This is a genomic window from Paenibacillus tianjinensis (genome assembly GCF_017086365.1).
Classification (GTDB): Bacteria; Bacillota; Bacilli; order Paenibacillales; family Paenibacillaceae; genus Paenibacillus_AQ; species Paenibacillus_AQ tianjinensis.
Map to the genome: position 1 here is coordinate 1,270,413 of NZ_CP070969.1, position 21,625 is coordinate 1,292,037.

Here is a 21,625-nt window from a genome sequence, read left to right on the forward strand (position 1 = left end):
TCTTGAATTCATACTTTCGTGTCGTCCCGCCCATACTAAACCTAAGAGGTGATCACGATGAATTCTCAAACGGCATATGCCGAAGGAAAAGGCTCGATTGATGTACAGTTGACTCCCGATGAGGCGCTTGCACTTACCGGTGTTGAATTTAATGGCAATCACAAGATCAAGACCGAAGCGCAGCGTAAGATCAGAAACGCTTTCGAGAAGAAATTTGATTTTGATACTCCGTCAAGGTAGACTATGAACTGTTGAAAAGTGGACCCCAATTCCAAATACAACAAAAAAGGGATTCTCCAGCGGCCGTTTCCTGCCCTCCGGAGAATTCCTTTTTCCTATTTTGCCTTAAATCCCTTTACTTTTGCGGACAAGTTCGGCACAATATTTCAAGTGATACTAAGAGTTCATATTTATAAGTAATGTATTAGAGACAAGCGGAGGAATATTATGCGTTTACGCGGAAGAAAAGGAATACGTGAAAGCCTGGAGGAGCAAACCGACCTGGTGATCCTTGATCCACGCAGCCTCAAGGGCCGCTGGTCAGAATTGTTCGGCAACGACCACCCGATCCATGTGGAGTTCGGAATGGGTAAGGGGCAGTTTATTAGTCAAATGAGCTTCAAATATCCCGATATTAATTTTATCGGCGTCGATATGTACGATGAGCTGATCCGCCGTGCGGCTGAGAAGGCCAGACTGGTATGGGAACCGGCCGGGCACGAGACGCCGCCTAACCTGAAGGTCGCCCTTGCGAATATTAACTATGCCGAGGAAGTTTTTGCACCGGGGGAGCTGGAACGCATCTATTTAAATTTCAGTGATCCGTGGCCTAAAAGCAAGCATGCCCGCCGCCGCCTGACCCACCCGCGTTTTCTTGACAAATACCGCGGACTGCTCAGCCCGCTGGGAGAAATTCACCTGAAGACGGATTCGCGCAGCCTGTTCGAATTCTCACTGAATGCTTTTGCCGATTACGGCCTGCAGATGAAAAATATTTCCTTGGATCTGCACGCAGACGGCATCATTAACGAAGAGCATGTCATGACCGAGTATGAAACCAAATTTTATGGACGCGGTGTCAATATTCATCGCTGTGAGGCGATTGTCGGTTCAGAGGCATTGGCCCGTTATCAGGCCGGACGTCTGGACAAATACCGGCTGTAGCCTGTGTAATGCCTGCGTTTTACGCATTAGCTATAGAAGGGAGTAACCCTAAAAATGGCAGCCACGGGATTTCCCGGACTGCCATTTTTATATGCCGACTTGTTCTCGTGTGTCCTATTCGAGCATATCAATAATGCTCTGGGCGCTTTGCAGCGGGTGGAACCTTGCGATATCCTCCAGATGGCTTTTCCGCTTCGCCTGCACATCCTCATAATTGTAGAGCAACCGTTCCATCCATTTATCGACGACCTCCAGGGAGGAGATCGGCTCTCCAAGCCCGGCTGACGTAAAGTAACGGCAGTTTTCTTCTTCCTGTCCCGGCAGGGGGTGATGAAAGAGCATCGGGATACCTTTGGCCAGCCCTTCGCTGCAGGTCATTCCGCCTGGCTTCGTGACCAGCAGATCGGAGACCTCCATCAGCTTGTCGATCTCACGGGTGAAGCCGATCAGCGAAATATTAGGATGGCTGTAGGTGGGGTCTTTCATCATCTCTTCAAGCAGCTTCTCGTTCTTGCCGAGACAAAAGACAATCTGCACCTTATCGCTCCAGCCGGCAAGTGCCTCGTTCACTATCTGGTCGTTCATCATGCCCCAGCCCCCGCCCATGACTAGCACAGTCGGCAGATCGCGGAGGCTGAACTGTTCCAGAATTTCTTCGCGTCCAGGATGCTCCCAGAAGCTCGGGTGTACCGGCATGCCGGTCACCCGGATTTTGGCGGCGGAGACGCTGCGGCGGCGCAGCTTCGACTTCACCTCGGGGGTGGAGACCAGATAGCGGTCCACCTCCGGACTGATCCAGCTGGCATGAGCATCGTAATCGGTTATGACTGTCACGAGCGGTGCCTTGAAGGCCGGGTCCAGACGTTTTAGGCGTGAGACCACAGCACTAGGGATGAAGTGGGTGCAGACGATAATATCGGGCTTAAGCTGCTTCACAATATTTTGTGTATGTGTATAAAATAAGCGGTGCAGGGCAAGCGTGGTAAGACGGTTAAATGATTTCTGGTGACGGTAGACGTAGCCCATCAGCCGGGGCCGGGTGGTTACCGTCTTGCGGTAAGCCGAAACGATCAGAGGCGCCATCTTGGGATTCAGAAAGTTTCCAAGCTCCAGCACCTTCGTTTGTACGCCCGGCGACAATTTACGCAGGCTGCTCGACAGCGCGTATGCTGCCTGTGTATGTCCTGCGCCAAAACCTTCTGACAGTAATAACACTCTTTTTTTGCGCAATGTTTACTTCACCTGTTCCCAAAAATGGTTTTCGCAGGTCAGACTTTTGTAGCAGGCTTCAGATCCATAGAACAATCGTGCCTATCGCGACGCCGCCGCCGATGACTGCACCTGCCATAACATCAGAGGGGTAGTGCAGACCGAGATAAATTCGGGAGAAGCCGACAATGCACGCCAGCGGCAGCAGAATAACGGTAAGGGCAGGATAAGCTGCCATATAAGGAACCGTAGAGGCGAAGATAGCTGTAGTATGGCCTGAAGGAAAAGAATGATCCTTAAGCGGATTGTGAAACGTATTCGTTCCCGGCAGAGCCAGATAAGGCCGCATGCGCGGGTATAGCTTCTTGGCCACGGCAACAGGCAGGTGGCTGACGGCCAGTGCTGTCAGTGCCTGAAGTCCTGTTGTTTTGAGCGGCTGAGGAGCAAAGGCCCAGACCAGCAGATTAATGCCGATAGCGCTGGTTGCACCGCCCAGATGGGTAAGATAAAAGAGCCAAAAGTTCAGGAATGGGTTATGCAGACGGCCGTTGATCCATTTAAAAAGGCGGCGTTCCCAGAGAAGCAGTTTCATGAATAATTGTCTCATACCTTGTCCCTCCGATAGTCCGGCTGAGGATAGTAAGCGCTGCTGAAGCTAATCTTGGTTTATACCCTAAAGCTGTCTTTATCATACTTTTTTAAGGTAGTCCATTTCAAGGAAAAGCTCAGCAGTGCGCGGAAATTGTCAGTTTTGACTTAAGAACCCATTACGCCGTACAATGATTCAAGCAGGCCGAACGCGTTTAAAAGGTAACAGAGAAAATGAGGAATCCGTTCAGCAGGAATCCCTATAACATCTTTTAAACGGGATATAAATAAATTGAACGCCTGCCCGCAAAAAAGGGGAAACTCTTGATCTACTGTAAGGGATGCAACAAATGGGTCAGCAACAACGTTTAACATGCCAGAAACAGAAAAAAAGGGCATATCAAGAGTGAAAAAGGGGGCATCAAAAGATCATGACAGACGCATTGTTTGTTACGCTCCAAGTGATCTTGGCGGCAATTGCAGTTTATCAGTTTGGATTTTCACTGTTTGGACTGCGCAAGAAAAAGAAAAAGGAACACTTTGCACCGGAAAAGTCATTTGCAGTACTGGTGGCTGCGCACAACGAGGAAGAGGTCGTCGGCGCGCTGATGGAGAATCTGAAACAGCTTAATTATCCCCAAGATCTGTACGATGTATTTGTCATCTGTGACAACTGCACGGACGGGACGGCAAAGATCGTAAGGGAGCACGGGATGAATGCCTGTGTACGCACCAACAACAATCTGCGTGGCAAGGGATATGCCATCGAATGGATGCTGAAGGAACTGTGGGCTATGCCTCGCCAGTATGATGCGGTGGTCATGTTCGACGCCGACAACCTGGCACATACAGAATTCCTGATGGAGATGAACAATGACCTTTGCTCGGGCGCCCGGGTAATCCAGGGCTACATCGATACGAAGAATCCGGAGGATTCCTGGATTACTGCCGCATATGGTGTTTCTTACTGGTACATCAACCGCTTATGGCAGCTGTCGCGCCACAATCTGCAGATGGCGAACTTCCTTGGCGGAACCGGCATGTGCTTTGAGACAGCCCTGCTTAAAGAAATGGGCTGGGGAGCGACAAGCCTGGTGGAGGATTTGGAATTTACCATGCGCAGTGCCTCCAAAGGCGTCTACCCGAAATTCAACTATGATGCTAAGGTATTCGATGAGAAGCCGCTCACTTTCAAGGCGTCGTCCAGACAGCGTCTGCGCTGGATGCAGGGACATTTCACAGTGGCCCGCCGTTATTTCTTCCCTCTGCTGTGGCAGAGTATTAAAGAACGCAGCCTGACGAAGTTTGACCTCGCGCTGTATGGAGCGAATGTATATATCGTTCTGCTGACGTTTCTGATGACCGCGGTCATGTGGATTGACACTTCCGTGTTTGACGGTCCGCATATCGCGAACATTTACGGGCATCTGCCGATTTGGCTCAGCTATTTTGCAGTCGGAGCGAACATTTTGACCTTCCTGCTGGCGATGGCGCTCGAGAAGGTGAAATTCAAGAAGGTATATCTGTACCTGCTGGTCTTCCCAATCTACCTGCTCTCGTGGTATCCCATTACGTTCTATGCATTCTTCACGCAGAACAACAAGCAGTGGAGTCATACCAAACATACGCGGGTCGTGCGGCTTGAGGAAGTACAGAGTAAGCAGGTCTAATCAGCCAAATGTATTTCGTACAATGCTGTCGGAAAAACAGTTGACAACAGCTTGTGCTGTGGTGTATATTATTCAAGTATGCAAAACATAGGGATTGCAAGCAGAAGCACCGGCTTCTCACCTGACTGGTAATATGCCAGCTGGTTTTGATCTCAATGCTTTATGAATGTTATAATTCATGAACGTTGATCAAACACGGGGTGTCGGGAGTTACCGGCACCCCTTTTTTATGGAGAACCGCAATAAAGAAATTGTCTAAGAAGATCCGGAGGTGGAGTATTATCAGTAAGGAACATATGATCAATGATGAAATTCGGGCCAAAGAGGTTCGGTTGGTTGGAGCGGAAGGCGAGCAAATCGGAATTAAGCCGATCCGCGAAGCGTTGCAGATGGCGATTGATCTTAATCTGGATTTAGTCAACGTAGCACCGCAGGCGAAACCGCCGGTATGCCGCATCATGGATTACGGCAAGTTCCGTTATGAAACGCAGAAGAAAGAGAAGGAAGCACGCAAAAACCAGAAGATCGTGGACATCAAGGAAGTCTGGTTCCGTGCTAACATTGAGGAACATGATTATCAGACTAAGTTCCGCAATGTCATCAAGTTCCTGGGCGAAGGCGACAAAGTGAAGTGCTCTGTCCGTTTCCGCGGACGTGAGATTACCCACGCTAGCATCGGCCAGAAGATCCTGGAACGTGTTAAGACCGAAGTGGAAGATATATCTGTTGTTGAGCGCCAGCCTAAGCTGGAAGGCCGCAGCATGATTATGATTTTGGCTCCTAAAGCCCAATAATTTGGAGTCACTTGCACAGCAATTTGGCGCCGCATAATATTCAAGGAGGAAACACCATGCCTAAAATGAAAACACACAGCAGCCTGAAAGGCCGCTTCAAAATTACCGGATCTGGTAAAGTACTGCGTTATAAAGCTCACAAGAACCACTTGCTGTCCCACAAATCGAAACGTGCTAAGCGCGTATTGAACGGCAATCCAGTAATGGCCCCTGGGGATGTAAGACGTTTGAAACAAGGACTAGCTAACTTGAAATAGTTTATCACACATTTTTGGGAGGTTTATTAATATGGCAAGAGTTAAAGGCGGATTTGTAGTTCGTCGTAGACATAAGAAAGTATTGAAATTGGCAAAAGGTTACTTCGGTTCCAAGCACCGCATTTTCAAAACAGCTAACGAGCAAGTAATGAAATCGATGGTTTACGCTTACCGTGACCGTCGTCAGACTAAACGTAACTTCCGCAGACTGTGGATCGTTCGTATTAACGCAGCAGCTCGTTTGAACGGCCTTTCCTACAGCAAGCTTGTATTCGGCCTGAAATTGGCTGGAGTAGAAGTGAACCGTAAAATGCTGGCTGACCTGGCAGTAAACGATCTTAACGCATTCAACTCCCTGGCTGTTGTAGCCAAAGAGAAGATCAACGCGTAAGTGTTATAATTAACCGAAAAGCACCGCCTGCGGGGGAACCCGTGTGACGGTGCTTTTTTTGTGCGGCTTGGTTCGGCAGCTTCTGCCTGGCTTATTCCCAGTATTTGCTGGTGTTCAGCAGTGAGGCGAGTTTTTTGCTGCTGGCCCGTCTGATCTTTCGTAATTCAGAACGTTCATTTGCGGATTCGCTGATCAGTTTCTCTTCGTCCGTTTCCGGAATGATGGCCGGGACAGGGGCTGGAGTACCGTCTTCCTCTACGGCTACAAAGGTGAGGAACGAAGTAGCGGCGACTATGCGCTCGCCGGTATAGAGGTTCTCAGAGATGACCTTGACGAATACTTCTATGCTTGTACGGCCTGTCCAGGAGACGAAGGACTCGAAGCAGACGGAGTCTGTAGGACGGATCGGTTGGAGGAAATCAACGGAGTCCGTGGATGCTGTGACGACATTTTTACGGCAATGACGCATAGCTGAGATGGAGGCGACTTCATCTATGGTGCTCATCAGCTTGCCGCCGAATAGTGTCTTATGATTGTTGACATCATTCGGGAAAACACGGCCGGTTTTAAAGACGCGCGATTCACGGCTATATTTGAAAGACGGCGTTTCTTGAAGAGAATTTTGTTCATTCATGGTTTCAGTACTCCCTTTTCTTACAATATGTAAGCATTTATGATAATAGAATTTCTAACTGTGTGCAATAATATTATAGTCTACAATGCGCTTCTTCAACCAATTCGGAACTTTTCTAACATATTATGACCTTAAAGGTTACGCGCTGTGTTAGAGGAAGCGTTTTCTTGTGAAAAAATGCAAATTATTATTGACCTGAGGTCATTTATAGACTGGATTTTAGGTTTTTTTACAGTTATAATTTGATCTAATGGTATGTCCAAGCAGAAGACAGAAGACATCCAATTTCATAAGGGGGATCACAATCGATGAAAAAGTTTTTGAAATCGTCGCTCGTTTTGTTGACGGCTTGCACTGTCGTTCTGGCAGGATGCGGAAACAACAATAACGCAAATTCAGGAAATGCAGCAAACGGAGACAAAGGTACTAACGCCGGAACGGCAACTAATGCACCAGCTGAAGCTCCTAAGTCCGATGTAAAGATCGGTCTCGTTACAGACGTAGGCGGAGTAAATGACAAATCGTTTAACCAATCCGCTTGGGAAGCACTGCAAGCTCTTGAAACAGAATCCGGTGCCCAAATTAAATATCTGCAAAGTAAATCCAATGCCGATTATGAGCCTAACCTTAACCAATTCGTAAAAGGCGGCTACAACCTGACTTGGGGTATCGGTTTTGACCTTGGTGATGCACTGCTTAAAGTAGCTAAAGAAAATCCGGATGCCAACCTGGCCATCATCGATAGTGTAGTTGATGCTCCTAACGTTGAATCCGTAACTTTCGCTGAAAATGAAGGTTCCTTCCTGGTAGGTGTAGTTGCTGGTCTGACTACTAAAACTAACAAAGTAGGCTTCATCGGCGGTATGGAAAGCCCGGTTATCAAACGTTTCGAAGTTGGTTTCAAAGCCGGCGTAGAAGCTGTTAACCCTAACGCAACAGTAACCATTACTTATGCAGGTGCATATGACAAGCCTGATACTGGTAAATCTCTGGCTGCTACTTTGTATGATGCTGGCAACGACATCATCTTCCCTGCTGCCGGTGCAACTGGTAACGGCGTATTTAACGAAGCTAAATCCCGCAACGATGCTGGCGGTACTAAAGTATGGGTTATCGGTGTAGACAAAGACCAATCTCTGGAATTTGGCGATGACGTTACCCTGACTTCCATGATCAAGCGTGTGGATGAAGCGGTTAAGAAAGTTTCCCAGCAAGTGGTTGACGGAACATTCAAAGGCGGCACTACAACCGTGCTGAGCCTGAAAGACAATGGTGTAGGCCTTCCAGAAACATCCAAAGCAAACGTTTCTGCTGAAATCCTGGCTAAAGTTGACGAGTACAAACAACAAATCATTGACGGAAAAATTACTGTTCCATCCGAATAAACTGATTTAGTGTAATGTCATTCACGTCACCATATTACAAGGAACAAGGCCGGTTCTTAAGCTGGCCTTGTTCCCTGTTACAAAAGCGGTTAATCTAAACACAGCCTGCCGCCCTGCGAGGGGTGGCATGGCGTGTCTATAAGGCAATGATATATATTCTGTGATGAGGGTGATTCCATGAGTGCTGCGGCTCCTGTCGTAGAGTTGAAGCAAATCACAAAACGCTTTCCCGGTATTGTCGCGAACGACGCCATTAGTCTGACGCTGGAAAAAGGGGAGATTCATGCACTGCTTGGGGAGAATGGAGCAGGCAAATCAACCTTGATGAATATCGTATTCGGACTATACCAGCCCGATGAAGGCAGCATCGAAATCGACGGGAAACCGGTTATTATCGATAACCCCAATAAAGCTATTGAGCTTGGCATTGGTATGGTTCACCAGCATTTCAAGCTTGTTGATCCTTTTACGGTAACCGAGAACATTGTTCTTGGCATGGAACCCAAAAAAGGACTTAAAATCGACTATAAATCCGCCGCGGAGCAGGTTCGTAAGCTATCTGAACAGTACGGACTCCAAGTAAATCCGAACGCGAAAATTCATGACATTTCGGTCGGTATGCAGCAACGGGTAGAAATTATGAAGACCCTGTACCGCGGAGCGGATATACTTATATTCGACGAGCCTACCGCTGTACTGACGCCGCAGGAAATTACGGAACTGATGGCAATAATGAAGCGGCTCGTTGCAGAGGGCAAGTCCATTATACTTATTACACATAAGTTGAAAGAAATTATGCAAATTTCTGACCGGGTTACCATTATCCGCCGGGGTAAGGTGATTGATACCGTAAAAACTGCGAATACTAATCCGAACGAACTGGCTGAAAAAATGGTCGGACGTGATGTAACATTCAAGGTGGACAAGCGTCCTGCGCAGGTGGGAACCAGCGTATTGAAAATGACGAATGTCCACAGCAAGAACAAAGATGGTGTATCCGTGCTTAACGGACTCAATTTTGAAGTGAAAGCCGGGGAGATTCTTGGCATTGCCGGAGTGGACGGCAACGGACAAAGCGAGCTGATCCAGGCGATTACAGGACTCCGCAAGATTGATTCCGGTTCAATCACTGTTTCAGGCAAAGAGATTGCCAATCTTTCTCCGCGTAAAATCTCTGAGATGAATGTGTCTCATATTCCGGAGGACCGCCATAAACACGGGCTGGTGCTTGATTTTACCGTCAGTGAGAACATGGTTCTTGAAACGTATTATAAGAGTCCATATAACCAGAGCGGATTCCTGAAACAGGATATCATTGATAAGCACGCTGAAGATTTGATTAAGGAATTTGACGTACGCACGCCATCCATTGAGAATAAAGCCCGTTCGTTGTCGGGCGGTAATCAGCAAAAAGCGATTATTGCGCGGGAAATAGACAAAAATCCGACACTCCTGATTGCGGCTCAGCCTACGCGCGGTCTTGATGTAGGAGCGATCGAATTCGTACAGAAACAATTGATTGCCCAGCGTGATCAAGGCAAGGCTGTACTGCTGATTTCTTTTGAACTCGATGAGATTATGAACGTATCCGACAGAATTGCCGTTATTTATGAGGGCCAGATTGTCGGCGAAGTATTCCCGCAGGATACCAATGATCAGGAACTGGGTCTGATGATGGCGGGCAGCTTGAAACAGGGAGGAAAAGCGGGTGCATAGACTTAAAAAAATCTTCGCGACAGACAGCTATATAGTGCCTATTGTCGCGATCATTATGGGCTTCCTGGTCGGAGCTGTCGTAATGCTGATCGGCGGGTATGATCCTATCGCCGCCTACTCCGCACTGTTCAAACGCGTATTTGGCAGCCCGTATGACTTCGGCGAGGCGGTACGTGAGATGACACCGCTCATGTTTACAGGTCTTGCCGTAGCCTTTGCCTTCCGTTCAGGGATGTTTAACATTGGTGCGGACGGGCAGGTGCTGATCGGAATGACAGCAGCTTCAGTTGTCGGCATTAAGCTTGCAGGAACACCTTCATTCCTGCTGGTGCCGCTTGCTGTTATTGCCGCCGGTCTTTGCGGCGGGATTTGGGCAGGGATTGCCGGATATCTAAAGGCAAAGCGCGGTATTAATGAAGTTATCACTACCATCATGCTTAACTGGATCGCACTGTATTTGTCCAATTATATTGTTAAACATTTTCTGCTGCTTAAAGGGCAGAACCGTTCGGTGGACAATCCGGCTTCGCTGTCCATGACATTTTTGAATTCGCTGTTCGATAACGCCCGTGTACACTGGGGTACGGCTCTTGCACTTTGTGCCGCGTTGTTCTTCTATGTTTTCTTGTGGAAGACCAAGCAAGGGTATGAGATGCGTGCGGTTGGACTTAACCCGCATGCCGCAGAATATGCAGGCATGAACGTTGGACGCAACGTAGTCAAGGCCATGTTTATCAGTGGTGCTTTTGCAGGTCTGGCAGGGGCAGGAGAGGTGCTTGGCGTATTCCATTACCAGTCCATCTTTGCGGCGTCACCCGGCTACGGCTTTGACGGCATCGCAGTAGCGCTGCTGGGGCTAACGCATCCGCTGGGTGTAGTTCTGGCGGCAATTCTGTACGGCATGCTGACTTACGGTTCAGCAGGTATGAGTTTTGGTGCGGATGTTCCACCGGAACTAATCCGTATCGTTATTGGCTCCATCATATTCTTTATTGCGGCACAAGGAATTGTACGCTGGGTGCTTAAACCGTTCTACTTCAAGCGCAAGAAAGAGAAGGTGTTATAGATGGATTTGCAGACGTTAGGACAGCTGCTCAATACAACGCTTGTGTTTTCCACGGCGCTCATTTTTGCCGCACTTGGCGGCATCTTCTCTGAACGCTCCGGTGTAGTAAACATCGGTCTTGAAGGGTTAATGATGTTTGGTGCGTTTGCCGCAGCGGTCGGCGGATATTATGCCCAGGATGCAGGCATGGGAGCTTGGGCTCCATGGGTTGGTGTGGTTTGTGCGATGGCTGTTGGTGTTATTGGCTCGCTGATTCATGCGGTAGCTTCGATAACGTTCAAGGCGGACCAGACGATCAGCGGTACGGTCATCAACTTCCTGGCTGCGGGCAGTACGCTTTATATGGTTAAGCTGTTTTTTGAGGGAGCCGGTGAAACTCCATTGCTGGAAGGGTTCAAAAAAGTTCCTGTTCCAGGGCTGTCCAAGATTCCGGTTATCGGTGAAGGGATTTTCAATTCCTATCCGACTACGTATTTAGCGATTGTGCTCGTTATCGTTATTTATTTTGTATTATTTAAGACTCCGTTCGGACTTCGTCTGCGGGCTGTCGGTGAACATCCCAGTGCTGCCGATACTCTGGGCGTCAATGTCAATAAGATGAGATACATCGGTGTTATGCTCAGTGGTCTGCTTGCCGGTATCGGGGGGGCAACAATCACCTTGACGACTACGGGGACCTTTGCGCACAATACGATTTCCGGTCAAGGTTTTATCGCGATTGCTGCCATGATCTTCGGGAAATGGAATCCGATGGGTGCCTTCGGGGCTGCAGTATTCTTCGGATTCTCACAAGCGATCCGCAACTATGTGCAGCTGTTTGAATGGTCTAAGAGCATTCCGCAGGAATTCATTTTCATGATTCCTTATGTTCTGACGATTATAGTTTTAGTGAGTGCTGTAGGACGGTCTGCAGCGCCAAAAGCACTAGGTGAGCCATACGATCCTGGTAAGCGGTAATCCCAAATTAAAGCGGGTTTAAAAAAGTACAGAAGCGCATGTCCAATTGGACATGCGCTTTTTTAAGTTTTTGAGCGGATATGGATATGTTAACCTGCTACACCCTTGAAGCAGGGACAGGTGTACAGGCGAACTGCTGCTTCACCGAATAGACTGAGTTGAACCTTAAGCGAATACGCAGGAATATAAGACTAAGTTTATACTTCTGAAACCAGTTTTGTACGAAGTACGAAGTGGTTCAAGAAAGCTCAACTCAAAACTTTTAGGAGGGATTGTATGGCACATCCGGTTACAAAGAAGCAGGTAATGAAGCTGGTCGGCAAAAATATTGTTGCAGTAAAAAAAGACGGTTCCAAGGTAATGGGCAAGCTGCTGCGCGTTTCAGGAAACCGTCTTATTCTCCAACGTGTCAGCAGTAAAAAAGTGCAAACCAAAGCATTGATTCCGCTGGTGCTGTTTGATTTGCTTGCTGTCGGTACAGCTCCTTATGCCTACGGTCCATATGGCTATGGCGGGGGCGGGCCTTACGGAGGCTATGGACCGGGACCCGGCTATGGCGGTTATGGACCAGGCCCGGGTTACGGCGGAGTTCCGTATCCTCCGATCGGATTCTTTTAAAGAAATCGGGTAAACTGCTTTTCGAACTCATAACAATAGTTCTGAGGCTGATAACGGGCTACGCTGTAGCCCATTTTTTCATAAAAAGATATGCCTGCCGCATTACCTGTATCCACAGCTACCTTTGCCCGTTTGCAGCCGCGTGATAATGCAAATCGCTCCGCCCGGTCCATCAGCATATTCCCCCAGCGTTTGCGGCGCGCTGACGGGGCTATGGCCAGCATATCAATATAGAGCAAATCACCATGCAGCATGAAATGGACAAACCCCAGCGGATCGCTCTCATAGTCGGGACAAGCTACAAGAGTAACGCCTTGGCCTAAGCGCCGGGGCAAATCTTTTCTGACCTGGCTGATTACGGTTTGCGGCAGATGCGACAACGGGACAAGCTGCTTTTCAATTAAGTCCATAATGACGCTGTCGTCCTGCTTGGGTCTGCGGTAACGAATCATAGAGCGCCCCCTTTCCACGCATTGTCGTACATCATATGCCTGAGTCGGTGTGGGCGTTACGGAAACCGTAGAACAACGTTTTGTGACAGTTTATGAAATAAGGGTATTGACTAACCGTGTGAGGAATCATATAATGTGTCTAAACATTTTAACGAACATACTTGCATCGGCAATGATGAGGACGAAGTTTTAAGGGCTCTTTTGCTCAGAGAGTGAGAGGATATGCTGCAACCTCCACCAGAATCCCTTATATACGAGCTCACCTCGGAGCTGTTTCCCTGAAAGGTTCACCGGCAAAAGTGGTGAAATTATTAGGGGGAATCGTTTAGTCCGCGTTACGGACTTCAGGTTACAGAGATTTGGGCCCTGCCTACATCGATGGATTTTTGTATCCTGATAAGGCGTTGCATCGTGAGATGTAATGCAAACATGGGTGGTACCACGGAAGATCAACCTTTCGTCCCTCACGCGCTTCTTCTTTGGCGCGTGGGAGGCGGAAGGTTTTTTTGTTTAGAAAGTATATATGGGGACCTCCGCAAAGTACCTGAGCAACATTGAAGCAAAGCTCTACTTTGTGGGGATAATTTGTTGTCAGCCCCTTACTGTTGTATAGAAGACGGTCCGTCATTTGCATAATGAATGTTAACTATTGAAGGGAGGAATACTGATGAGCGCGCAAACACCGGAAGTGCGGTCTACAGAAGAATTACGTGAGAAGTGGAAGAATCCTGAGGTGATTACGGGTTCCGAAGTCCTGCTGCGCAGTCTGGTTTTGGAAGGTGTAGACACTGTATTCGGATATCCGGGCGGAGCGGTATTGTATATTTACGATGCGCTTCACGGATTCGATGATTTCAAACATATTCTGACCCGTCATGAGCAGGGTGCGATTCATGCAGCAGACGGCTATGCCAGAGCAAGCGGTAAAGCGGGCGTATGTATCGCAACCTCCGGTCCCGGAGCAACCAATCTTGTTACCGGGATCGCTACAGCATTTATGGACTCGGTTCCGCTCGTGGTGATTACCGGGAATGTCTTTTCCAGCCTGATTGGAACGGACGCATTCCAGGAAGCGGATATCACTGGTATAACGATGCCAATAACGAAACATAGCTATCTGGTGCGGGATGTTGAGGATCTTCCGCGTATTATCCACGAAGCGTTCCATATTGCAAATACTGGACGGAAGGGTCCGGTGCTGATCGATATTCCGAAGGATGTATCGGCTGCGAAGACGCTGTTCACACCGGTGCAGCATCAGGGAGTTAACCTCCGCGGCTATAACCCGCGCACCACTCCTAACAAGCTTCAGCTGGATAAGCTGATCCGTGCGATTTCGGCAGCTGAACGTCCAATAATTATTGCGGGCGGAGGCGTTATCTACTCCGGGGCGCATGAAGCGATGTACGAATTCGTGAAACGGACGGAAATCCCGATTACAACCACTTTGCTCGGCCTCGGCTGCTTCCCTAGTGCAGATGACCTCTGGATGGGAATGCCTGGGATGCACGGTACTTATACGGCCAATAACGCGATACAGCAATGTGATTTGCTGATCAATATCGGCGCACGGTTTGATGACCGCGTGACAGGCAAGCTGGACGGGTTTGCACCAAAAGCGAAGATTGTCCACATCGACATTGATCCGGCGGAAATCGGCAAGAACGTTACACCTGATATTCCAATCGTCGGTGATGTAAAGACGGTTCTGGAAATGCTCATTCCTGATGTGACGCGTGCAGCAAATGCGGATGCCTGGAGAACACAGATTGCCCAGTGGAAGCTGGATCAGCCGCTTCGCTACAATGATTCTGATACGGAGCTCAAGCCGCAATGGGTCATTGAAATGATCAATGACACCACAAAAGGCGAGGCTATCGTAACTACAGATGTAGGACAACATCAGATGTGGGCCGCACAGTACTACAAATTCAACCATCCGCGCTCCTGGATTACTTCCGGGGGTCTTGGAACAATGGGCTTCGGATTCCCGTCAGCCATCGGAGCGCAAATGGCACATCCGGAACGTCTGGTAGTATCCATTAACGGAGACGGCGGCATGCAGATGTGTTCCCAGGAACTGGCCATTTGTGCAATCAATAATATACCGGTCAAGATTGTAGTTATTAACAATCAGGTTCTGGGTATGGTACGGCAGTGGCAGAACCTCATTTATGAGAAACGTTACAGCTATACCGATCTGGCTGGCAGCCCGGATTTCGTAAAACTGGCTGAAGCTTATGGCGTTAAAGGACTGCGGGCAACGAACAAAGAAGAAGCAGGCGCAGCGTGGAAGGAAGCACTGGAAACGCCGGGACCCGTTCTGGTAGAATTCGTTGTTCCCAAAGACGAAAATGTCTACCCGATGGTAACTCAAGGGTCAACCATTGATCAAATGCTGATGGGGGATGAATGACAGTGATGAAACACACGATTTCTGTGCTTGTGAATGACCAGCCGGGTGTGCTGCAGCGGGTATCTGGCTTGTTCGGACGCAGGGGTTTTAATATTGAGAGTATTACCGTTGGACAGTCTGAAGAGATTGGGCTGTCCCGGATGGTCATCGTTACACTCGGTGACCAGCATACGCTAGAGCAGATCGAGAAGCAGCTTTATAAGCTGATTGATGTGATCAAGGTTGTGGATCTTGGCTCTAAGCCGATGGTTGCGCGTGAGCTGGCACTGATTAAAGTCAAAGCCGAACCGGCTGAGCGCCCGGAAATTATGGGTGTAGTCGAAACCTTCCGCGCTTCTGTGGTTGATATTGGAGCAACAAGCCTGCTTGTTCAGGTAGTTGGTGATACGCAAAAGATTGATGCAATGATTGAACTAATGAAGCCTTACGGCATTAAGGAACTGTCCCGCACAGGAGTAACCGCCATGATCCGCGGGAATGCCTAGTCGGTTTAATTTACGGCTTTAACGAATTACTGCTTGTTTGCATTAATTTGATAAGATCTTAATGAACTTCCCGCGAAAGAGCGGGAACTTGAGGAGCGCCTGAAGCAGAAATTCTGGTCTCCAGCGCTCTTGAAGTACCCGCTCTTTACGATGGGTCCCAATTTAAAGGAGGATATTGACAATGGCAGTGACAACGTACTATGAACAGGATGCAGAACTCAGCGTTTTAAAAGGGAAGACAATTGCAGTAATCGGGTACGGCAGCCAAGGGCATGCCCAAGCGCAGAACCTGCGCGACAGTGGTCTTCAGGTTGTCATCGGCCTGCGTGAAGGTAAATCTTTCGAAACCGCTAAGAATGACGGATTTGAAGTATTGCCAGTAGCAGAAGCAGTATCCCGTGCAGATGTAGTACAAATTCTGATGCCGGACGAAACACAGGCATCCGTATATAAAAATGAAATTGAGCCAAACCTCAAAAACGGCGCGGCACTGATGTTCTCCCACGGCTTTAACGTGCATTTCGGTCAAATCGTTGCTCCTAAGGATGCAGACGTGCTGCTGGTAGCACCTAAATCCCCGGGCCACATGGTTCGCCGTACTTATGTTGAAGGCTTCGGCGTTCCTGGACTAATCGCAATCGAACAGGATGCAACCGGTAATGCCAAAGCTATCGGACTTGCTTATGCCAAAGGTATTGGCTGTACACGTGCAGGGGTTATCGAAACTTCCTTCCGTGAAGAAACTGAAACGGACTTGTTCGGCGAGCAGGCAGTACTTTGCGGCGGTGTATCCGCTCTGATCAAAGCCGGCTTCGAAACACTGACAGAAGCAGGATATGCTCCTGAAATGGCTTACTTCGAATGTCTGCATGAGCTGAAGCTGATCGTTGACCTGGTGTATGAAGGAGGACTTGCCACTATGCGCGATTCCATCTCCAATACTGCAGAATATGGTGACTATGTAACTGGACCACGCATTGTTACGGATGAAACCAAAAAAGCAATGAAAGCTGTACTGACAGATATTCAACAAGGTAAGTTTGCCCGCGACTTTATCCTTGAGAACCAGTCCGGCCGCGCCTTCCTGACAGCGACCCGCCGCAATGAAGCTGCTCATCCAATTGAAGTTGTCGGCAGCCAGCTGCGCCAAATGATGCACTGGGCTAAGAAATAGTCTCATATACTTAAATTAGTTTAGATAAAAATAGTGTAATCCTCAGATGCGGCCGTATTTTTTTGCGGGCCGCATTTGAGGGTTTTAGCACAATCTTCAGGAGGTGCTCAGCTTGCGGAAAATATATGTGTTCGACACGACACTGCGCGACGGAGAGCAGTCGCCGGGTGTGAACCTGAATACGCGTGAGAAGGTGGAAATCGCCTACCAGTTAGAGAAGCTTGGAATTGACCGGATGGAAGCGGGTTTCCCCGCAGCATCACCGGGGGATTTGGCAGCGGTAAACGCGGTAGCCCGGGCGGTGAAGAATGTTACACTGATTGGATTGTCACGCTCCAGAGAGTCGGATATTGACGCGGTAAGAGAAGCACTGCAGGGAGCACAAGACCCTTGTATTCATATTTTCCTGGCTACCTCACCAATTCACCGGCAGCACAAGCTTCGGATGGATAAGGCCCAGGTGCTGGAAACCGCGCAGTCGGCAATCCGCTATGCGAAGAAATATTTCTCCAAGCTGGAATTTTCTTTGGAGGATGCAGGACGTACCGAGCGTGATTTCATGGCTGAAATGGTAGCCATGGCCGTTCGCGAAGGAGCAAATGTGGTGAACATTCCTGACACGGTTGGTTACCTGAATCCTTCAGAGTACGGGGCGATTTTCAAATTCCTGAAGGATACGGTGCCCGATATTGAGAAGGTTCAGCTTAGTGCCCATTGTCATAATGACCTGGGCATGGCTACCGCCAATACACTGGCTGCAATCCAGAACGGCGCGGATCAGATTGAGGGTACCATCAACGGCATCGGGGAACGCGCCGGCAACACGGCGATTGAAGAAGTGGCTCTGGCGCTGGAGACACGCAGCGAATTTTTTGGCGCCAAGACTTCGCTTGTCCTGTCGGAAATCTCCCGTACCAGCCGTCTGGTCAGTAAGCTGACCGGTATGGCTGTTCCGGGCAACAAAGCTATTGTCGGAGCCAATGCTTTTGCGCATGAGTCAGGTATCCATCAGGATGGAATGCTCAAGGAGAAAACAACCTACGAAATCATGACGCCGGAAACCATCGGGCTGAAAGAGAGCAAGCTGGTGCTGGGCAAGCACTCCGGCCGTCATGCTTTCCGTGATAAGCTCAGTGATCTGGGCTATGATGTGCCGGAAGAAGCATTGAACACCGCCTTTGCGAAGTTCAAGGATCTGGCGGATAAGAAGAAAGAGGTTTCCGATGAGGATATCCTGGCACTGCTGGAGGAAAAGCTGGGGGATACGCCGGAGATTTTCAGCCTGCAGACTATTTATGTAACTTATGGCAATGAAGCTGTTCCTACGGCAAAAGTTGTCATCAAAGGCCAGGAAGCTGAACCGATTGTCGCAACAGCTGAAGGTAACGGTTCTGTAGATGCAATTTATAATGCCATTGATCAGGCTACCGGCGAGGAAGTTACACTGGGTGACTATTCCATAAAAGCCGTCAGCAGAGGTAAGGACGCGCAGGGGGAAGTTCATGTTGTGCTGTCGCAGGGTGAAGTTGCCGCACAGGGACGCGGATTAAGTACGGATATTCTCGAGGCCAGTGCCCGGGCTTATCTGGATGCGCTCAACAAGCTGTTGGAGAAACGTAAAACGTATACACGGCGTGATCATGCGCAGTTGTAAAGATGTATAATTTTCTGCATCACTACATTTGATGAAGCCATCCATTCAGTGGGAAATTCTCCGCTGTTGGATGGTTTTTTGTGTTGGGTTTAGAAGGATTTACAATCGTTATTTTATGGTTTTAATGCTTGGTATTTATCCTGTTAGAATATACAGTGGAGACAGTGATATTAAACGAAAAAATTTTTTCATTTGCTTGCAGGGGTATAGGAGTCCCCGGCGTCTAACGTTATGAAGAAGGAGGGGAGAACTACTTGGAAGAGGCAGAATGGATTTCAGCTGTGCTTAGCGGCCAAAGCCAAGCTTTTGGACATTTGGTAACACGTTATCAGGGCATGGTATACAGAGTATGCATCAAAATTACGGGAGAAGCCGAGTCGGCCAAGGATATGGCCCAGGAAGTCTTCATCAAAGCCTACAAGGCGCTCCCCTCCTTCAGGGGACAATCCTCATTCTCCACCTGGCTGTACCGGATTGCTTACAGGACCTGTCTGGACTGGAAACGGGCGAATGACAGAGAGTGGCGGCACCGCAGTACAGCGGACTATACGGAAAATGATTGGGTCACCTCACAGACGCCGGAGCATGTTGCGCTCCGCAAGGAAGCCTCGGAGGAGCTGGACCAGAATTTAAACAGTCTCACAGAACCGTACCGGTCGGTCGTGCAGCTGTATTATTTTCAGCGTCACTCCTATCAGGAGATCGCCGAGCAGAAAGGCGTCTCGGTCAAAACAGTTGAATCACAGCTCTATAGAGCCAGACAGATGATGCGCAAAAGCGGGGAGGAATGGCGATGAATTGTGCTACAGTCAAAGAATGGATGCCGCATTATATCGAAGGCATGCTGTCTCCAGAAGTGGAGCTGAATATCCGCCTGCACATTGAAGCTTGTCCCGACTGCTCATCGTGGCTGGAGGAAGCTAAAGGGCTTGCTGCACTATGGAGCGACATGGAACGTGGAGCAGACACACTGGAACCTCTGGATTTTCCTGACCTTACCGTAGATGTGATGGCACATATTGAAAAGCTTGAATCGGGACGCCGGGAACGCGCCACAAAAGCGACCATGGCCAGACGCCGTACTGCGCCGGGAACCTCGTGGATGCATTATGGAGTTGCAGTAGGCTTGACCTTCCTGCTGCTGCAGTTTGGTGTTTTCGAAGATTTGGCCTATGGAATCAACGAGATCAACGGACAGATGTCCACTTCGGTGACGGCGTGGTTTAATCCCAAGTGAGCCATAAATAGTTATACTCACAAAACTTGGTAAATGATTCCGAAGCCAGTTTTGTACGAAACAGAGTTACAGAAGGATTACTCACAAAACTTTTAGGAGGATATAGGATGATTAAGAAAAAACGCTGGCTTACCTTTTTCCTGGCACTGGTTCCGGGACTCGGGCATTTATATTTGGGGTTCAAAAAGCTGGGTCTGCAATACATGATCGGAGCCTCAATGTGTATTATGTTCATCCCATCCATGCCAATGGTATTCCCGTTCGCACTGGCTGCCCTATGGTTCTACCAGCTGTTTGATGCGCTGCAGAAGGCGGCATGGATGAAGATGGCGGCTGCCGAGCATGAACGGATGATGTTCCACCCCGACAGCTTCGGAGCTCCTTGGAGTATGGGAATGCCTCCTCATATTCCAGATTATCCGCATGATGATGTGAATCCGGTTTGGGTAGGCATCGGCTGTGTAGCTGCAGGCTGCATGCTGCTCCTGATTACAGCGTTTCCGTGGCTCTGGCGCATCCTCTCCGATATGAATATCGGGTCGATCCTGCTGTCACTGGCTCTCATCGGATACGGCTTTAGAATGCTCAAAAATAACTCAAAAGTATAGAGAAATGGGGATTAAAAGCCATGGGGAGATGGAAAATCGGCAGCTTTACTGCTGCACTAGGCTGCATCGCAGTGGGAGTAATTATAGTTCTGGCCCAGATTGATGTGGTTTCATACGACATCTTGGGTTATCTGTGGCCGGCACTGCTTATTCTGTTCGGTCTGGAAATGCTGATCCGGCTGTTCTTCCGTTCGGATGTGAAGACGCGTGTCAGCGGATGGGCCATTGTCCTGATTATCGTCCTGGTGGCTGCAAGCGGGGGACAGACCGTATTGGCCGGGGGAACACTGGGCGGAATTTTTGGCAAAACACAATTGACGCCGCTTAGCGGAACAGTGGAAGTGAAGCCGGAGATTAAACAGGTTAAGATTGATTTGCCCAGCGGAAAAGTGAAGATACAGGGAGTAGAAGGAGCTACCCTCAACTATGAGGGCAAGCTCGAATTGCCGGGCAGCTCGGAAAGCGAAGCGGCAAGTGAGATGGAGAAGAAATGGAAGGTGTCAACGGAAGGCGATACGCTGATTCTGAAGCTGGACCTGGAAACGAATTGGCTATCCGGTATTCATTTTGGGATCTACACCAAAGAGCCGTATTTGAATGTCAGTCTTCCGAAGAATCTGGCCGTGGAAGTGGAGACCAGCGACGGATCCATTGAAGCGGGCAGCCTGCAGGCAGGGCTTGAAGTGGATACCAGCAACGGAACCCTCGATATCCACGATATCGCCGGAGGAGTAGATGCCCATACCAGCAATGGAACCATTAGTGCACAGAATGTGCAGGGGGAAACCGAGCTTGTAAGCTCTAATGGTGCAATAACACTTACCAATATTGACGGTTCATTATCTGCGAAGAGCAGTAATGGCAAGATCAGCATTAATTCTGCTGTTACAGGCGACTGGGATTTCTCCTCGAGCAATGGTAAAGTCACAGTCAATCTGCCGGCAGCAACGGACGCCAAAATTAAAGCGGATACGAGCAACGGGTCACTGAAGGGTAATGTAGCCTGGGAACGTGATGGGGATAACAATGGAACAGCTGTGCTTGGAAAAGGTACTCATGAGGTATCATTATCTACCAGCAACGGATCGATAACAGTCGATACAGCCGAATAACAAAAAGCAGGAGCACTCCCCGCGCAGGCATTATCGGG

23 protein-coding genes are annotated in these 21,625 nt (G+C 48.9%); 19 read left to right on the forward strand and 4 right to left on the reverse strand.

The annotated features are described in order from the left end of the window. The first annotated feature begins 57 nt into the window (after positions 1-57). Positions 58-240, forward strand: a complete 183-nt coding sequence (locus JRJ22_RS05610; RefSeq protein WP_054939336.1) for a hypothetical protein — start codon at positions 58-60, stop codon at positions 238-240. 207 nt (positions 241-447) lie between these two features. Beyond that, the gene (trmB, locus tag JRJ22_RS05615; protein WP_206103599.1) at positions 448-1,164 is read left to right on the forward strand and encodes a tRNA (guanosine(46)-N7)-methyltransferase TrmB; all 717 of its coding nucleotides are present in this window, start codon (positions 448-450) and stop codon (positions 1,162-1,164) included. Between the two features lie 114 nt (positions 1,165-1,278). Here the strand turns inward: trmB and JRJ22_RS05620 are convergent, their stop codons facing one another. Both JRJ22_RS05620 and JRJ22_RS05625 read right to left on the reverse strand, forming a co-directional pair. Continuing rightward, positions 1,279-2,394 (reverse strand): MGDG synthase family glycosyltransferase, encoded by a 1,116-nt coding sequence (locus JRJ22_RS05620; protein WP_206103600.1) that lies wholly within the window; start codon positions 2,392-2,394, stop codon positions 1,279-1,281. Positions 2,395-2,452: 58 nt separating this feature from the next. Beyond that, positions 2,453-2,980, reverse strand: a complete 528-nt coding sequence (locus JRJ22_RS05625) for a phosphatase PAP2 family protein (RefSeq protein ID WP_206103601.1) — start codon at positions 2,978-2,980, stop codon at positions 2,453-2,455. A 412-nt stretch (positions 2,981-3,392) separates the two neighbouring features. Between JRJ22_RS05625 and JRJ22_RS05630 the strand changes: the two genes are divergently transcribed. From JRJ22_RS05630 to rplT, 4 genes are all read left to right on the forward strand, one after another. After that, a complete protein-coding gene (locus JRJ22_RS05630) occupies positions 3,393-4,631 on the forward strand; it encodes a glycosyltransferase family 2 protein (protein WP_206103602.1) in 1,239 nt (412 codons plus the stop codon). Positions 4,632-4,927: 296 nt separating this feature from the next. Continuing rightward, a complete protein-coding gene (gene infC, locus JRJ22_RS05635; protein WP_054939340.1) occupies positions 4,928-5,425 on the forward strand; it encodes a translation initiation factor IF-3 in 498 nt (165 codons plus the stop codon). Between the two features lie 56 nt (positions 5,426-5,481). Continuing rightward, the gene (rpmI, locus tag JRJ22_RS05640; protein WP_019912828.1) at positions 5,482-5,682 is read left to right on the forward strand and encodes a 50S ribosomal protein L35; all 201 of its coding nucleotides are present in this window, start codon (positions 5,482-5,484) and stop codon (positions 5,680-5,682) included. Positions 5,683-5,713: 31 nt separating this feature from the next. Further along, positions 5,714-6,073: a 50S ribosomal protein L20 gene (gene rplT, locus JRJ22_RS05645; RefSeq protein ID WP_038587257.1), complete on the forward strand. Its 360-nt coding sequence runs from the start codon at positions 5,714-5,716 to the stop codon at positions 6,071-6,073. 91 nt (positions 6,074-6,164) lie between these two features. Here the strand turns inward: rplT and JRJ22_RS05650 are convergent, their stop codons facing one another. Beyond that, positions 6,165-6,707: an acyl-CoA thioesterase gene (locus JRJ22_RS05650; RefSeq protein WP_206103603.1), complete on the reverse strand. Its 543-nt coding sequence runs from the start codon at positions 6,705-6,707 to the stop codon at positions 6,165-6,167. Between the two features lie 308 nt (positions 6,708-7,015). On the opposite strand from JRJ22_RS05650, the gene JRJ22_RS05655 reads away from it, so the two are divergent. The 5 genes from JRJ22_RS05655 (at position 7,016) to JRJ22_RS05675 (ending at position 12,449) form a co-directional block, all read left to right on the forward strand. Beyond that, positions 7,016-8,092: a BMP family lipoprotein gene (locus JRJ22_RS05655; RefSeq protein WP_206103604.1), complete on the forward strand. Its 1,077-nt coding sequence runs from the start codon at positions 7,016-7,018 to the stop codon at positions 8,090-8,092. Between the two features lie 177 nt (positions 8,093-8,269). Beyond that, complete coding sequence (locus JRJ22_RS05660; protein WP_206103605.1) at positions 8,270-9,808, forward strand: ABC transporter ATP-binding protein; 1,539 nt, start codon at positions 8,270-8,272, stop codon at positions 9,806-9,808. Next, entirely contained in the window at positions 9,801-10,874 is a 1,074-nt protein-coding gene (locus JRJ22_RS05665; protein ID WP_206103606.1) for an ABC transporter permease, read from the forward strand. The genes JRJ22_RS05660 and JRJ22_RS05665 overlap by 8 nt, the downstream gene beginning before the upstream one ends. Then, positions 10,875-11,831, forward strand: coding sequence for an ABC transporter permease (locus JRJ22_RS05670; protein ID WP_206103607.1), 957 nt, complete (start codon positions 10,875-10,877; stop codon positions 11,829-11,831). It begins immediately after the preceding gene. Positions 11,832-12,107: 276 nt separating this feature from the next. Further along, the gene (locus JRJ22_RS05675) at positions 12,108-12,449 is read left to right on the forward strand and encodes a hypothetical protein (RefSeq protein ID WP_206103608.1); all 342 of its coding nucleotides are present in this window, start codon (positions 12,108-12,110) and stop codon (positions 12,447-12,449) included. Here JRJ22_RS05675 and JRJ22_RS05680 read toward each other — a convergent pair. After that, on the reverse strand, positions 12,446-12,901 hold the full coding sequence (locus tag JRJ22_RS05680) for a GNAT family N-acetyltransferase (RefSeq protein WP_206103609.1): 456 nt from the start codon (positions 12,899-12,901) through the stop codon (positions 12,446-12,448). The genes JRJ22_RS05675 and JRJ22_RS05680 overlap by 4 nt on opposite strands. A 667-nt stretch (positions 12,902-13,568) precedes the next feature. On the opposite strand from JRJ22_RS05680, the gene ilvB reads away from it, so the two are divergent. The 8 genes from ilvB (at position 13,569) to JRJ22_RS05720 (ending at position 21,587) form a co-directional block, all read left to right on the forward strand. Beyond that, complete coding sequence (gene ilvB / locus JRJ22_RS05685) at positions 13,569-15,317, forward strand: biosynthetic-type acetolactate synthase large subunit (RefSeq protein ID WP_054939348.1); 1,749 nt, start codon at positions 13,569-13,571, stop codon at positions 15,315-15,317. Continuing rightward, a complete protein-coding gene (gene ilvN, locus JRJ22_RS05690) occupies positions 15,314-15,802 on the forward strand; it encodes an acetolactate synthase small subunit (protein ID WP_054939349.1) in 489 nt (162 codons plus the stop codon). The genes ilvB and ilvN overlap by 4 nt, the downstream gene beginning before the upstream one ends. Before the next feature lie 181 nt (positions 15,803-15,983). Beyond that, entirely contained in the window at positions 15,984-16,976 is a 993-nt protein-coding gene (ilvC, locus tag JRJ22_RS05695) for a ketol-acid reductoisomerase (protein WP_206103610.1), read from the forward strand. Positions 16,977-17,088: 112 nt separating this feature from the next. Further along, the gene (locus JRJ22_RS05700; protein WP_206103611.1) at positions 17,089-18,630 is read left to right on the forward strand and encodes a 2-isopropylmalate synthase; all 1,542 of its coding nucleotides are present in this window, start codon (positions 17,089-17,091) and stop codon (positions 18,628-18,630) included. A gap of 254 nt (positions 18,631-18,884) precedes the next feature. Next, on the forward strand, positions 18,885-19,427 hold the full coding sequence (locus tag JRJ22_RS05705) for an RNA polymerase sigma factor (RefSeq protein WP_054939355.1): 543 nt from the start codon (positions 18,885-18,887) through the stop codon (positions 19,425-19,427). Continuing rightward, positions 19,424-19,867: a zf-HC2 domain-containing protein gene (locus JRJ22_RS05710; protein WP_206103612.1), complete on the forward strand. Its 444-nt coding sequence runs from the start codon at positions 19,424-19,426 to the stop codon at positions 19,865-19,867. The genes JRJ22_RS05705 and JRJ22_RS05710 overlap by 4 nt, the downstream gene beginning before the upstream one ends. Positions 19,868-19,974: 107 nt before the next feature. After that, a complete protein-coding gene (locus JRJ22_RS05715; protein WP_206103613.1) occupies positions 19,975-20,475 on the forward strand; it encodes a hypothetical protein in 501 nt (166 codons plus the stop codon). Between the two features lie 20 nt (positions 20,476-20,495). Continuing rightward, a complete protein-coding gene (locus tag JRJ22_RS05720; RefSeq protein ID WP_206103614.1) occupies positions 20,496-21,587 on the forward strand; it encodes a DUF4097 family beta strand repeat-containing protein in 1,092 nt (363 codons plus the stop codon). The last annotated feature ends 38 nt before the right edge of the window (positions 21,588-21,625 follow it).